This window comes from Frankia sp. AiPa1 (assembly GCF_023243075.1).
Classification (GTDB): Bacteria; Actinomycetota; Actinomycetes; order Frankiales; family Frankiaceae; genus Frankia.
The window spans coordinates 46,914-59,199 of the sequence record NZ_JALKFZ020000126.1 but is presented as its reverse complement, the minus strand read 5'-3'; the positions used below and the strand labels follow the sequence as shown (position 1 = coordinate 59,199).

Sequence of the window (12,286 nt, the reverse complement as noted above, 5' to 3'; positions counted from 1 at the left end):
ACCGGTACGCGTGCCGCCGAGGACGTCGGACGTGGTCCGGGCCCGACCGGGGATCGGGCGGGAACTGGCCGGTCTGCTGCGATGGGCCATCATGATCCGCGAGAAAAACCCAGGCAGGTCCGTTCCTGGTCGAGTTCCGCCTGGTTACCTCGGGGCCGTGCTCGGTCCTCTTCCTGCGCTGCGACCGCTGCCCCGTGTTGTGGGGGTGGCGCGGGCGCGTGATGCGGCGGGCGGGCGGCGTGGGAGCGTGGGCAGGCATTCAGGACAGTCAGGCATAAGGATGCTGGCGTCGCTCGCGGCCGGGAGCGGATGTGGACGGCTGGCCTGCGCCGGGAGGTCCCGCGACGCGAGCGGTGTCGTTGCGCCGGCAAATCGGAGCGAGTGGCGGAACCGGGAAGTGCGTAGCTGGGATGGAACTCGTGCCGAGCGGGCGGACGTCGCGTGGTTGTCTAGAATCGCTCCATCCTGCTTTGGACCCGTCAACGTGCGATCTAGAATGTAGTTCGCGGCGCGGACGGCGGGTCTGTGATCATGTCGACCGGGCGGCAATCCGGGCCCCTCTGGTTGTCAGGAAGCTGCGCCCGGCTGCCAGCGGGCTGTTTTGTGGCACCCAACGCGGAGGCCCCGGAACGGGGCCTGCCGGGTGGCCTGCCACGTGCGGCGAATGGCTCAAGGTGGGCCCCGACGATGGACCTTGGGCAGCCGGTTATGCGGGGCTTCCGAAATAACCGGGAAAGCCGCAGCGAGCGAACGCTCCCGGGCCCGCGCACGGCCCGTCGTGGGCGTGGTCTCGAGGCGTGCCCGTGGGGGTCGTGGCCGGGTCGTGGACCGCGAGCCGCGGTCGGCGGTCGGCGCCTGCCGACCCCGTGGGCCCGACGGGAACGCTCGCGGGATCGGCAGGCGCGGGGCGTGACCGCAACATCGGCCGGCCGCAAGATCAGCCGGCCGCAAGATCAGCTGGTGGCGGGCGGCACCAACTCGAGCAGGGCGGATGCCGCGAGCTCGTAGCCGAGGGCGCCAAGGCCGACGACGACACCACTGGCTATCGCGGAAAGAATCGACTCGTGCCGGAAGGACTCGCGCGCCCAGACATTGGAAAGGTGCACCTCTATCCACGGCGCGGGATAGTTCGCCAACGCGTCGCGCAGGCTCCAGCCGTACATCATGAGCGCGCCAGGGTTGACGATTGCCCCGACGGAGTCATAGTTGTCCTGGATGGCGTGGATCAGATCGCCCTCGGATTCACGTTGAACCGAGAGAACCTTCCATCCCCGGTTGGCGATCCGGGCGGAGACGGCGGATTCGATGTCGGAAAGTGTGGCCGTGCCGTAGACCTCGGGCTGGCGCCGGCCAAGAATGCCGAGGTTCGGGCCGTTAAGAAGTAGAAGGGTGCTCACGGGTCCCTCATCATGGCGGCCGGGCAACCGGCCAGGTCAGCCGGCACCGGCCCGGAGGCTATCGCAGGCCGACGCAGGCCGATCCGGACCCAGTGGTACCCATAACGGTGGGCGTGTTGCCCGCACCCGGTCACTCGTAGTTCACTTATTGTCTGAAGGTAGCTTCCGATGTGATGGGGCGTGGGTCCCGCCAGGGCTTCCCGAGGGTGTGGGGTACCGTCCGTCGCGCACCACTCGTGCGGATTCTGCGGACAACCCACGGTAATGAACCGTCGACGGCCGGGATCCTTACGCGAACCTTGCGAACCTTATCGTCACGTAAGAAAAGGGTGGGGACCATGAGCGGTGGAGTGCTACGCGCACCGGAGCTGCCGGCTTGGCCGCAGTACTCCGACGAGGAGCGCGACGGTCTGATCCGGGCCCTCGAACAGGGTCAGTGGTGGCGCATGGGCGGCAGCGAGGTGGACAGTCTCGAGCGCGAATTCGCCGCCTATCACGGTGCCGACTACGCCCTGGCCGTCACCAATGGCACCCACGCCCTCGAACTGGCCCTACAGGTGCTGGGAGTCGGTCCGGGTACGGAGGTGATCGTTCCGGCGTTCACGTTCATCTCCTCCTCACAGGCCGCGCAGCGCCTCGGCGCCGTGGCCGTGCCGGTGGACGTCGACCTGGACACCTACTGCATCGACCCGCAGGCGGCGGCCGCAGCCGTCACGTCCCGCACCAAAGTGATCATGCCGGTGCACATGGCCGGCCAGATCTCCGACATGGACGCGCTGGCCAAGCTGTCGGCCGACACGGGTGTTCCGCTGCTCCAGGACGCGGCGCACGCGCATGGCACCCGGTGGCAGGGGCGCAAGGTCGGCGAGCTTGGCTCGGTGGCGGCGTTCAGCTTCCAGAACGGCAAGCTCATGACCGCCGGTGAGGGCGGCGCCGTCACATTCCCGGACGCCGAGCTGTTCGAGCTGGCCTTCCTGCGGCACAGTTGCGGCCGGCCGCGCACCGACCGTCGCTACTTCCACCAGACGTCCGGCTCGAACTTCCGGCTCAACGAGTTCTCCGCCTCGGTGCTGCGGGCCCAGCTCGGCCGGCTCGCCGGCCAGATCGACACTCGCGAGCAGCGCTGGCCGGTCCTCGCCGAGGCGCTCGGGGCGATCCCGGGTGTGGTGCCGCAGAGCCGGGACGAGCGGTGCGACCGCAACTCGCACTACATGGCGATGTTCCGCGTTCCCGGTCTCGGCGAGGAACGCCGCAACGCCCTGGTCGACGCGCTTCTCGAGCGCGGCCTGCCGGCCTTCGCCGCCTTCCGGTCGATCTACCGCTCGAACGGCTTCTGGGAGACCGGTGCGCCGGACAGCACGGTGGACGAGCTCGCCGCCCGGTGCCCCAACACCGAGGCGCTCAGCGCCGACGGCATCTGGCTGCACCACCGCACGTTGCTGGGCACCGAGGAGCAGATGCACCAGGTGGCGGCGGTCGTGGCCGACGTGATGGCGGCCCGGTGACCCCAGCGGCCCCCAAGGTTCCGGAGGCGTTTCCGGAACGGTCAGCCGACGCCTTGGCGGCGGGCGGCGTGGGCGCGTCGGCACCGGTGCGGGTTGCTGTCGTCGGGCTGGGCTGGGCTGGGCGGTCGATCTGGCTGCCCCGCCTGCGTGAGCATCCACGGTTCGTGGTGACCGCCGTCGTGGATCCCGACCCGGCAGCGCGCAGCGCCGTCGCGCAGGATCTGGCGATTGCGCGGGATCTGGCCGTCTCGCGGGACCGAGCCGCGGCCGGCACGGCGCCGCAACCGGGCAGCACGGGTGGTCATCCGGCGCCGGCGGTCCTCGCCGAGGTCGATGATCTTTCTGTGGCGGGCCCGGCGCGACCTGACCTGGCCGTCGTCGCCGTGCCCAACCACCGCCATGCCGACATCGCCGAGCGACTACTCGCCGCGGGGGTGCCGGTCTTCCTCGAAAAGCCGGTCTGCCTCAGCGTGAGCGAGGCCGACCGGCTCGCCGCGGCGGAGCAGGCTGGCGACGCCACCCTGCTGGCCGGTAGCGCCGCACGTTACCGGGCTGACGTGAGCCGACTCTACGAGGTCGCCGCGGGGCTGGGCGTGATTCGGCATGTCGACCTCGCCTGGGTGCGGGCCAGGGGCATCCCTGATGCGGGCGGCTGGTTCACCCGCCGGGACCAGTCCGGCGGCGGCGCCCTGGTCGACCTCGGCTGGCATCTGCTGGACACTCTCACGCCGCTGCTCGGCACCGTCCGGTTCCGCGAGGTGATCGGGACGACGTCGGACGACTTCGTCAACGACGGTGGGTGGGCGGCGTCCTGGCGGCACGGCGAGGAGCCGGGCCCTGCCGCGGATCCCGGGTCCGGTCCGCGCCGCGGCGGGGACGTCGAGGACACCGCCCGCGGATTCCTGATCACCGAGCAGGGGACCTCGGTAGCCCTGCGAGCGAGCTGGGCCTCGCACGAGGCCCGAGACCTGACCGCCATCACCGTCGAGGGAGCCGGCGGCACGGCGTCGTTGCGCTGCACCTTCGGGTTCGGCCCCAACCGTCAGGACCGCTCCGTGCTCACCCTCACCCGCACCGGCGAGACCAGACCGGTTCCGTTGCCCGAAGAGCCGATCGGCGCGGAGTACCGCCGCCAGCTGGACGAACTACCCGCGATGCTCGCCGATCCGGCATCCCGGGGGCGTGCCATCGCCGAGGTTCGACCGACCATCGCCGCGATCGAACGGTTCTACGACTCCGCGCGCTCGTCCCGGCCGGTATCGGCCCTCGTCCCCGCGGGCCGATGACGCCCCGCCCGACCACCACCGATGTTCAGAGTGCCAGGGGGGCATGTGAGAACCGAACGTGAGAACGGAGTGCCGCGTGTCGCCCGGCGCCGCGCGGTGATCTTCGATCTCGACGGGGTGCTCGTCGACAGCTTCGGCGTGATGCGGCAGGCATTCACGATCGCCTATGCGGAAGTCGTCAGCGACGGAGAACCGCCTTTCGAGGAGTACGAGCGCCATCTGGGCCGGTACTTTCCCGACATCATGCGGATCATGAACCTCCCGTTGGAGATGGAGGAGCCCTTCGTCCGGGAGAGCTACCGCCTTGCCCGTGAGGTCGTGCTCTTCGACGGTGTCGCGGACCTCCTGCGTACCCTGCGCGAACGCGGTTACGGCCTGGCGGTCGCCACCGGCAAGGCCGGCCCGCGGGCCCGCCACCTGCTCGGCGAGCTCGGCGTCCTCGACCTGTTCGACCACGTCATCGGCTCCGACGAGATCGCTCGGCCAAAGCCCGCGCCGGACATCGTGCTGCACGCCCTGGACCTGCTCGGCGCGAGCGCGGGCGAGGCCGTGATGATCGGGGACGCGGTCGCGGACCTCGATAGTGCCCGCAGTGCGGGAGTGATGGCCGCGGCGGCGCTGTGGGGTGAGACGGACGGCGTCGAGCTGATCGCGGCCGAGCCGGACGCGGTCCTGCACCGGCCCGAGGATCTGCTGGCGCTGCTCGGCGAGTCGGCACCCGCCACCTCGGTGGTGCCGCCCGGGGCTGTGCCGGTTCCGGGCGGGCCGGCCTCCGTCGTTGCGGCTCCGATGGTTGCGGCTCCGATGGTCGCGTCGTCCGCGGTGGCCCGGGAGGCGGCTGTGGTGCGTGCCGATGTGGCCATCACCGCGCCAGCCGGGCCGGTTGCCGGACTGACCCTCGCCGCGGACTGAGCCGGGCCCGCCAACCAGACGAGGATCGATCAGCTGGTCTGGCGGGCCAGCAACAGCGCGCCGGACAGCGAGGACAGACCGCCGAGCCTCGCCGCCTGGACCGGCGCCGGTGGATGCCCCGGTCGGCCGAGTGCACGAGCCTGCTCGTCGACAGCCTGTGCGAAGCCCGGCAGCCCGTCCGCGAACCCGCCGCCGACGACCACCAGTTCGGGATGCAGCACCTCGGTCAGGCTGACCACGGCAACGGCCGCGGCCAGCGCGCTCTCCTGGACCGCGCGTACCGCCCAGTCGATGCCGTCCAGCCATGCCGGGCGCAGGTCGGCGAACTCGACGCCGACTGCGGCGGCCGGTGTGATGTCGCCCGACACCGTGTCGCCCGGCGCCCATGTGGCCGTCCTGGTCTCGGCTTCGGCGCGGTACTGCGCGGCACGGCGAAGCGTCGCCGGCCCACTGGCAGTCGCCTGCACGCAGCCGCGCCGTCCGCAGCCGCACCGCGCACCGCCAGCAGCGATCACCATATGGCCGATCTCCGCCGAGCCGTGGCCGAGAGGGGGACAGGGACGGCCCTCCAGCACGATCCCGCCGCCCACTCCGGTTCCGATCCCCAGATAGACCAGGTCGGGGCAGCCCGCGGCGTCCGCCTCGGCGAGGGCCGCGAGGTCACCGTCGTCGGCGTAGGCGACCCGGGCCCCCGGCACCAGGGTCCGCATCGCGTCGGCGAACGCCATTCCGGTCCAGCTCGGCCGACCCGGCCAGGTCGCGACCTGGCCGTTCGGGTCGACCGTCGCGGGCATCGCGATCCCAACCGCGCTCACCGGCCCGCTCCACCGGGCCCGCAACGCGGTGACCTCCGCGGCGAGGTCGTCGAGGTCATGCGCGGCGCTGGCGGACGGTGCCCAGCGCAACGAGGCCTCGACCGGCTCGGTGCCGTCGGCCCACGCCGGGCCGGTCGTCCCGGCGGGTTCGATGCGCAGCGCGACCTTGGTCCCCCCGACGTCGATACCGAGGATTCCGGGGGTCGGGGTGGGGACAGGCACGGGCATGGGGCGCGCCTTTCGCGGCGGTGAGCGGGTTGGATCGCGACTCGGGCCGGCCCCCCAGTCCGGTTCGAGCGGCTCGGGCTGGGCTGGGGGGCTGGATCAGGCGAGGGCGGCTGCCCGTCCGGCGGGGGCGAATCCGAAGAACTCCTGGTACAGGTCCACCTGCTCGGCCAGCATGTGGATGCCGGGATGGGTCTTGAGACCGAGCGCCGCGGCCGCGGCGAGCAGCCTGGTACGGGCGGGCTTCATGATGATGTCCGCGACAAGGCAGTTGATGGGCAGCCAGTCGACGGCGAAGGGAAGCGGGTCGCCAGGCCGCAGGCCGAGCGGGGTTGCGTTCACCACGATGTCCGCGTCGTGCAGGGCAGGGCGGAGGGCCAGCTCGATCCGCTCGGGCCAGTGCGCGTCGAGGCGAGCCACCAGATCGGCGCATTTCGCCTGGTCGGGGTCGTGGATCGAGAGCCGGTGGCAGCCGGCTTCCAGGAGGGCGACGGCGATGGCGCTGCCGGCGCCGCCCGCGCCCATCAGTGAGACCTGTGACCCATCGACCGCGTGGCCGGCAACCGTGAGGCCGCGGACGAACCCGGCGCCGTCGAAGTTCGCGGCCTCCCAGCCGCCGCCCGGGGCGCGGCGCAGCGCGTTGGCGCTGCCGCTGATCTGCGCCGCGGTGCTGCGCAGGGTGGCACCGGCGCAGGCGGCGGCCTTGTGCGGGATGGTGACGAGTACCCCGTCGACGTTGCCGGCCGCGGCCAGCCCGGCGAGGACCGTGCCGAACGCGTCCGGCCGGACATGCACCGGGACGAGCACGGCGTCGATGGCCAGCCGGGCGAACAGCGGGTTGAGCAGGGCCGGGGCCTGCACCTGGGCGACCGGATCGCCGAGGACGGCGTACAGCCGGGTGGTGCCGCTGACGACCGGCATCGCGGATGGGACCAGAGCGTCCCGCGGTGTGGCCGGTGCGGTGGCTGCGGCCGGTGCAGCGGGTGTCGTCGGTGCGGTCATGCCGTCTCCCGGGGCATCGCGGCGAGGGTCGCCCGCACCAGCGCCTCGTCGACGTCGGCGACCAGCTCCGGGCCGCTCGCCTCGTCCGGGCCGCTCGCCCGGTCCAGAACAAAGGTCAGCCCGGTGCCCATGGACTTCTTGTCCAGACGCATGACGGCGATGAGCGCGTCCAGGTCGACCTCGGCAGGCAGGGCCCAGGGCAGCCCGTAGCCACGCACCACGTCGAGATGTTCCGCGACCCGCTCCGGCCTGATCCGGCCGAGCGCGCCGGCCAGGCGGCCGGCGAAAACGGTGCCGACCGCGACCGCCTCCCCGTGGCGCATCGCGTAGTCGCTGACCCGTTCCAGGGCGTGGCCGAGGGTGTGCCCGTAGTTGAGGATGTGCCGGAGGCTGCCATCCCGCTCGTCCCGGGCGACGACGCCAGCCTTGAGCGCCACGCTCGCCGCGATCTGTTCGCCGACGGGCCGATCCATCAGGTCCGGTGCGCCGATGAAGTGGGCCCGGGCGATCTCGCCATAGCCGTTGACCCACTCCCGCCGGGGCAGGGTCGCCAGCAGCTCGGTGTCGCACAGCACGGCGCTGGGCTGCCAGTAGGCGCCGACAAGGTTCTTGCCGGCGGGAAGGTTGACGGCGGTCTTGCCGCCGACGCTCGCATCCACCTGGGCGAGCAGGGAGGTCGGCAGGTGCACGACGGTCGTGCCGCGGTGGTACAGGGCGGCGGCGAGCCCCACGACGTCGGTCGTCGTGCCGCCGCCGCAGGAGATGATCACGTCGCTGCGGGTCAGCCCGAAGCCCGCGAACTGGCTGCAGAGCGCCTCGACGTTGGCCAACGTCTTGTCGACCTCACCGTCACGGGCCGCCACGCGCAGCGCGGGCACGCCCGGGTCAGGAACGGTGCCGGCCGGACGGGCGGAGACGATGACGGCGCGGCGTGCGCCGAGCCGGGCGACGACGGCGGGCAGGAGGCGGCGAACCCCCGCACCGACGTCGACGGGGTAGGCGCGATCGCCCAGGTCGACCAGTACGCGCCGGTGGTCGGGCCCGACCTGTTCGATCGGGCTGAGCCGCTGGGCGGCAGGCATGCCGGTCACGTGGAGTCTCCGGATCCGCGAGGTCTCGTGGCGCCGGACCTGTCGGACCCGCCATTTCGGCTGCCGGGGGGACAGTGGGCCCCGCTGGCCGTTGGCTGGTCCGCCGCGACGCCGTCGTCCAGTCTGCCCGGGACGGTTCCGCCGGCGTGCACCGGGGCACTGCGGCGGGCGTTCGTGGCCGAAGGCGCGATCGGGTTCACATGTGGTAGCGCCTTCGGGTGATCGTGGGGTCTGATTGATCCTGTTCTCGCGTGGAGTCGGGACAGCGGGCGGAAACTACGTCAGGCTCTGGGACATGCTCCCGGAACCGCTATCGGGAGATCCCACCTACGGGCGGTGAGAACACCGCCGCGGAGAACTGTCGAGTTGTTCAGGAGGAGTTCGGGATGACCAAGGCCACCGCCGAGACCAATGCCGATTCCGGGGCAGCACGGTCCGCTCCGGGCGGTGGTGCCTCGGCCGGGCCGGGCGATGCGGACCGCGACGATGGTCGCGAATCTGCAGGCGGGTCGGGGATGGTTCCGCAACAGGTGGGAAGCGGGCCCGAGGGGCGGCCAGGTGAAGCTGGGGAAGCGGCGGGACCACAAGATGCTCTGTATGCGGATCGTAGCGGGGAGCGGAGTGCCGATCCGGAGCTCGATCCAGACGACGAGCTGCCGGACGCCCGCGCGCTGTGGATCGTCGCCTTCACCTTCGCGGCGTTCGGCCTGTTCTTCCCCTTGGCCGGACTGATCGCAGTCGGGTGCGGCGCGCTGGCCTGGCGCCGGGGCAGCGGCCAAGGGCGGATCGCGACCTTCGTGGCCCTCGGGACGACCCTGATCGGCGTCCTGCTGACGATCATCGTCCTGCTTCGGTGAGCCCGCGAGGATCCGTGCCGCGAGCCGGGGCGGCTGAAGAGGCCGCCCGGCTCGGGGGGTGCCGGGCGACCTCAATTGATGATGACATTTATGGGGTGCCCGGCACAAGCCCACCGGTGCGATTCGCTGGATCAGCTCGGCCCGTTGGCGCCGCCATGCAGCAGGTTGAGGAGCAGCCCGGAGCCACCGTCGAGATAGATCTCAGTCGGCGTGACCAGATCGGGCCCCACCTGCTCGACCGTCGTCCCGGCGACGAGCGCGGCGCCCAGCGCGGCGATCGGGTCGTCGACCTGGTAGCCGATCGCGAACAGCCCTTCACCGCGTCGGTCGAGTGCCTCGCGGGCCACGGTAAGGCCAATGCCGGGCTCGATCAGGCGGACGAGTCCTGAACCGAGACTCCCCACCGCCACCCGGGCGCCGCCCTGTGCCACGGTACGGCCGTGGCGCTCGACGGCGCCCGTCAGGGTCCGGGTCCGCCACGCCCCGATGCCGAGCATGACCGTGTAGATCTCCCGGGCCTCGTCGAGCCCGGCGACAGCGATGTCGAAGTGATGAAACGTCAGGCCGGCGAGGCACGAACCGATGGCTGCGAATCCCGCCCCGGTGGGTGCGGGCGTGCTGAAAAGCTGTGGCCGATTATCGTGCGCTGCCGACGGATTGTCGCTGTGGGGCACGCCTGCCTGGGCCAGTAAGGCTGATTCGGTTTTCATGAAGCCCCCTCCGCATTCCACCGGTACGCGCTCCGCCGATGTTGCACCTGTCGGTATCGTGTTCGTCCGTATCGCGTCCGATCGGCATCGAGGAAGCAAAGCAGATAGTAGCGTCGCCGTCCATGGTCGGCCTCAGCCGGCCCCACTGCTGCCCGGGAACCGGGTGGTCTTCGTCGTCCCTGGTGGGGCCACGTCCCGGTGCGGTGTGCCCTGGGGTGGGGTACACGGACGGCCGCGCGGGAAGCCCATCGACGGTGCACGGCGGGCCGTATACCGCCGGCCGGATGCGATGATGTCTCATGCCAACGTTCATCGAGCGGCCCACCATCGTCGAGGCGGCGGGGAACCTGCCGAAAATCATTCGCGAGTACGTCGGCGTCGTGAACACCGGGACGCACGGCGTGAGCATCGCGCACATGTCGAGCCCGGCCGGCTGGGCGGAACCGGGTCAGCGGCCGGAGTTCGACGAGTACACCGTGGTGCTGCGCGGCACGGTCCGGGTGGAACACGAGGGCGGGCTGATCGAGGTCGCGGCGGGGCAGGCGGTGCACACCCCGGCCGGCGAATGGGTGCGGTACAGCACCCCGGGCTCGCAGGGCGCCGACTACGTCTCGGTCTGCCTGCCGGCCTTCCAGCCCAACACAGTCCACCGCGACGTCTGAGAGCGTGGGGTAGGGCCGCGCACGGATGAGCTGTCCGCGCCGGCCGGTCCGCCGGCCGGCGCGGACAGGGGGTGTCAGAAACTCGCCGGCTGTGGGGCGCCGCCGGTTCGGGCCAGCAGCTTGTCGAGGTCGTACTCGTACCAGCGCCGCATCGATTCCGGGGAGTCGCTGCGGCCCCACTCATACATCCGGCGCTGGGCCTCGAAGGACCCGTCGTGCCAGCGGCGCAGCACATCGCCGAGCTTCAGGGGGGTCGGCAGGAACTCCGCGCCGCCCAGTAGCTCGGCGAGCCGTCCGACCGCCTCGGCCGGGGTCCGCCGGCCCTCCTCGACGTCGACCATCACGCCGAACAGGGAGGCGAACAGCGGCTGGAACTCCGGCAGATCCGGGCAGAAGGTGCCTAGGTGTGGGGCGTCGAGCAGCTGGTCGAACAGAGCGCGGTCGCCCTTCTCCAGATAGCCGAAATACGTGCCGACGATGCGGGCGATGCCCATGTTCCAGCCCAGGAACCAGACCTTTGACCATGCCCGCCACAGGTCGAAGTCCCGGAACGAGACGTACGAGCCGTAGACGAGCTGATCATTGACGTCGAGGATGGTCTGGTTGAGCGTGTCGATGTGGGCGAACCGCTGCGCGGAGAAGTCGTCGTCGCCGAGCGCCGCGAGCAGGGTCGGAGTGAAGGCGTAGATCACCTGCATCGTGTTGGCCATGCCCCGGGAGAACAGCGCGTCGATCGCGCCGGCCGCGTGGCTCATCATCGCCCAGCGGTCGCCGACAGTGTGGCTGCTGGAGTACTGGGTACGTCCGGTGGACACCCAGTTCCATGCCGGACGCGCGCCGGCGAACTGACGGGCCACGCTGGGGAAGCGGTCGAGAAAGGCAGCCCACTCGTCGTCCGCGCTGCGCCCCTCCTCGCGCGGGAAGCGCCGGTCGTCGAGGTTGAGTCCGACGCTGCACAGCGGGTTGGTGGCCTTGCGGTGGTTATCGAACGGGATCACCCACAACCAGCCGCCGTCGAAGATGTGGTGCAGGGTGCCCTGGTGCCACCGTGTCGGCTGTCCACTGGGCGTCGTGACATCGTCGAACGGTGTGACCCCGACCATGTGGGTGAACAGTGTTCGGGAGCTGGTGCGGAATCGGCACGGCTCCTCACGCAGGTGGAACGTGTTCGCGAGCACCGAATTACGACCGGATGCGTCGACGACGTACCGCACGCGGATCGTTTCGCCGGAGTGGGTGGTGAGCGTCGCGGCGTCTGCGCTGAACTCGACCCGTTCGACCGTCGTCCGCTGGCGCGGCTGGGCCCCGTAGCGGACGGCCGTGTAGAACAGGTAGGAGTCGATGTCCTGGCGATGCATGTGCATCTCCGGGCCGTTCGGGAACTCCGCGACGCTGCACTGGGTGACTTCCGCGGGGTCCTGGACAAGCCCGTCGCGGTGGTAGACGAAACCGAAGTTGCGCTTGACTCCGCAGGCGGACGTGACGTGCGAGCGTACCCCTTCGAAGCTGCTGACGTGGGCGAGTTCGGGCACGTCGAACCGCTCTGCCAACAGTTTGAGGAGATAGGTCGTCTCGCCGATCGTCGATTCCCCCAGTGCGAACCGTGGATGGCTGCCGCTGTCTACTAGTAGCACGCTGTGACCGTGACGCGCGAGGATGTTCGCCAGCGTCGAACCGGCGATGCCGCTGCCGAGGATCGCGACGGAATAGTCGTACCCGATCATGATTGGGCTCCCTGGACGCTACAGGAAGTGGGCCGGGCGCACCTGCCACCCCACAAAGATCGCAATAATTGCAACTGGTGCACAACTGGCACCTAACCAT

Annotated in this window: 10 protein-coding genes and 1 pseudogene; 5 read left to right on the top strand and 6 right to left on the bottom strand. The window is 70.8% G+C overall.

What is annotated here, in order from left to right:
• Nucleotides 1–953 precede the first annotated feature (953 nt).
• Entirely contained in the window at nt 954–1,397 is a 444-nt protein-coding gene (locus tag MXD95_RS11980; RefSeq protein WP_250640662.1) for a type II 3-dehydroquinate dehydratase, read from the bottom strand.
• 338 nt (nt 1,398–1,735) lie between these two features.
• Here MXD95_RS11980 and MXD95_RS11975 point away from each other — a divergent pair, with 338 nt between their 5' ends.
• From MXD95_RS11975 to MXD95_RS11965, 3 genes and pseudogenes are all read left to right on the top strand, one after another.
• Nucleotides 1,736–2,902 carry a DegT/DnrJ/EryC1/StrS family aminotransferase gene (locus MXD95_RS11975; RefSeq protein WP_250640661.1) on the top strand — a complete coding sequence of 389 codons (1,167 nt, stop codon included), beginning with the start codon at nt 1,736–1,738 and terminating at the stop codon, nt 2,900–2,902.
• A gap of 86 nt (nt 2,903–2,988) precedes the next feature.
• The gene (locus MXD95_RS11970) at nt 2,989–4,188 is read left to right on the top strand and encodes a Gfo/Idh/MocA family protein (protein ID WP_250640728.1); all 1,200 of its coding nucleotides are present in this window, start codon (nt 2,989–2,991) and stop codon (nt 4,186–4,188) included.
• A 141-nt stretch (nt 4,189–4,329) separates the two neighbouring features.
• A pseudogene (locus MXD95_RS11965) lies at nt 4,330–4,899 on the top strand (HAD-IA family hydrolase); the annotation flags it as partial.
• A 230-nt stretch (nt 4,900–5,129) separates the two neighbouring features.
• Here MXD95_RS11965 and MXD95_RS11960 read toward each other — a convergent pair.
• The 3 genes from MXD95_RS11960 to MXD95_RS11950 all read right to left on the bottom strand — a co-directional run bounded on the left by MXD95_RS11960 (nt 5,130) and on the right by MXD95_RS11950 (nt 8,224).
• A complete protein-coding gene (locus MXD95_RS11960) occupies nt 5,130–6,143 on the bottom strand; it encodes an ROK family protein (RefSeq protein ID WP_250640660.1) in 1,014 nt (337 codons plus the stop codon).
• Between the two features lie 96 nt (nt 6,144–6,239).
• Nucleotides 6,240–7,142 (bottom strand): shikimate dehydrogenase family protein, encoded by a 903-nt coding sequence (locus tag MXD95_RS11955; RefSeq protein WP_250640659.1) that lies wholly within the window; start codon nt 7,140–7,142, stop codon nt 6,240–6,242.
• Nucleotides 7,139–8,224 carry a 3-dehydroquinate synthase family protein gene (locus tag MXD95_RS11950; protein ID WP_250640727.1) on the bottom strand — a complete coding sequence of 362 codons (1,086 nt, stop codon included), beginning with the start codon at nt 8,222–8,224 and terminating at the stop codon, nt 7,139–7,141. Before MXD95_RS11950 ends, MXD95_RS11955 begins: the two co-directional genes overlap by 4 nt.
• A 395-nt stretch (nt 8,225–8,619) precedes the next feature.
• On the opposite strand from MXD95_RS11950, the gene MXD95_RS11945 reads away from it, so the two are divergent.
• Nucleotides 8,620–9,090: a hypothetical protein gene (locus MXD95_RS11945; RefSeq protein ID WP_250640658.1), complete on the top strand. Its 471-nt coding sequence runs from the start codon at nt 8,620–8,622 to the stop codon at nt 9,088–9,090.
• Between the two features lie 131 nt (nt 9,091–9,221).
• On the opposite strand, the gene MXD95_RS11940 is transcribed toward MXD95_RS11945, so the two are convergent.
• Entirely contained in the window at nt 9,222–9,800 is a 579-nt protein-coding gene (locus MXD95_RS11940) for a VOC family protein (RefSeq protein WP_250640657.1), read from the bottom strand.
• Nucleotides 9,801–10,099: 299 nt separating this feature from the next.
• Here MXD95_RS11940 and MXD95_RS11935 point away from each other — a divergent pair, with 299 nt between their 5' ends.
• The gene (locus tag MXD95_RS11935) at nt 10,100–10,462 is read left to right on the top strand and encodes a cupin domain-containing protein (RefSeq protein ID WP_250640656.1); all 363 of its coding nucleotides are present in this window, start codon (nt 10,100–10,102) and stop codon (nt 10,460–10,462) included.
• 74 nt (nt 10,463–10,536) lie between these two features.
• On the opposite strand, the gene MXD95_RS11930 is transcribed toward MXD95_RS11935, so the two are convergent.
• Nucleotides 10,537–12,186, bottom strand: coding sequence for an NAD(P)/FAD-dependent oxidoreductase (locus MXD95_RS11930; protein WP_250640655.1), 1,650 nt, complete (start codon nt 12,184–12,186; stop codon nt 10,537–10,539).
• Nucleotides 12,187–12,286 lie beyond the last annotated feature (100 nt).

Excerpts from the sequence above, each read along its gene's own strand:
- MXD95_RS11975 (WP_250640661.1), top strand. The coding sequence starts at position 1,736 with ATGAGCGGTGGAGTGCTACGCGCACCGGAGCTGCCGGCTTGGCCGCAG.
- MXD95_RS11960 (WP_250640660.1), bottom strand. The coding sequence starts at position 6,143 with ATGCCCGTGCCTGTCCCCACCCCGACCCCCGGAATCCTCGGTATCGAC.
- MXD95_RS11955 (WP_250640659.1), bottom strand. The coding sequence starts at position 7,142 with ATGACCGCACCGACGACACCCGCTGCACCGGCCGCAGCCACCGCACCG.
- MXD95_RS11950 (WP_250640727.1), bottom strand. The coding sequence starts at position 8,224 with ATGCCTGCCGCCCAGCGGCTCAGCCCGATCGAACAGGTCGGGCCCGAC.
- MXD95_RS11945 (WP_250640658.1), top strand. The coding sequence starts at position 8,620 with ATGACCAAGGCCACCGCCGAGACCAATGCCGATTCCGGGGCAGCACGG.
- MXD95_RS11940 (WP_250640657.1), bottom strand. The coding sequence starts at position 9,800 with ATGAAAACCGAATCAGCCTTACTGGCCCAGGCAGGCGTGCCCCACAGC.
- MXD95_RS11935 (WP_250640656.1), top strand. The coding sequence starts at position 10,100 with ATGCCAACGTTCATCGAGCGGCCCACCATCGTCGAGGCGGCGGGGAAC.
- MXD95_RS11930 (WP_250640655.1), bottom strand. The coding sequence starts at position 12,186 with ATGATCGGGTACGACTATTCCGTCGCGATCCTCGGCAGCGGCATCGCC.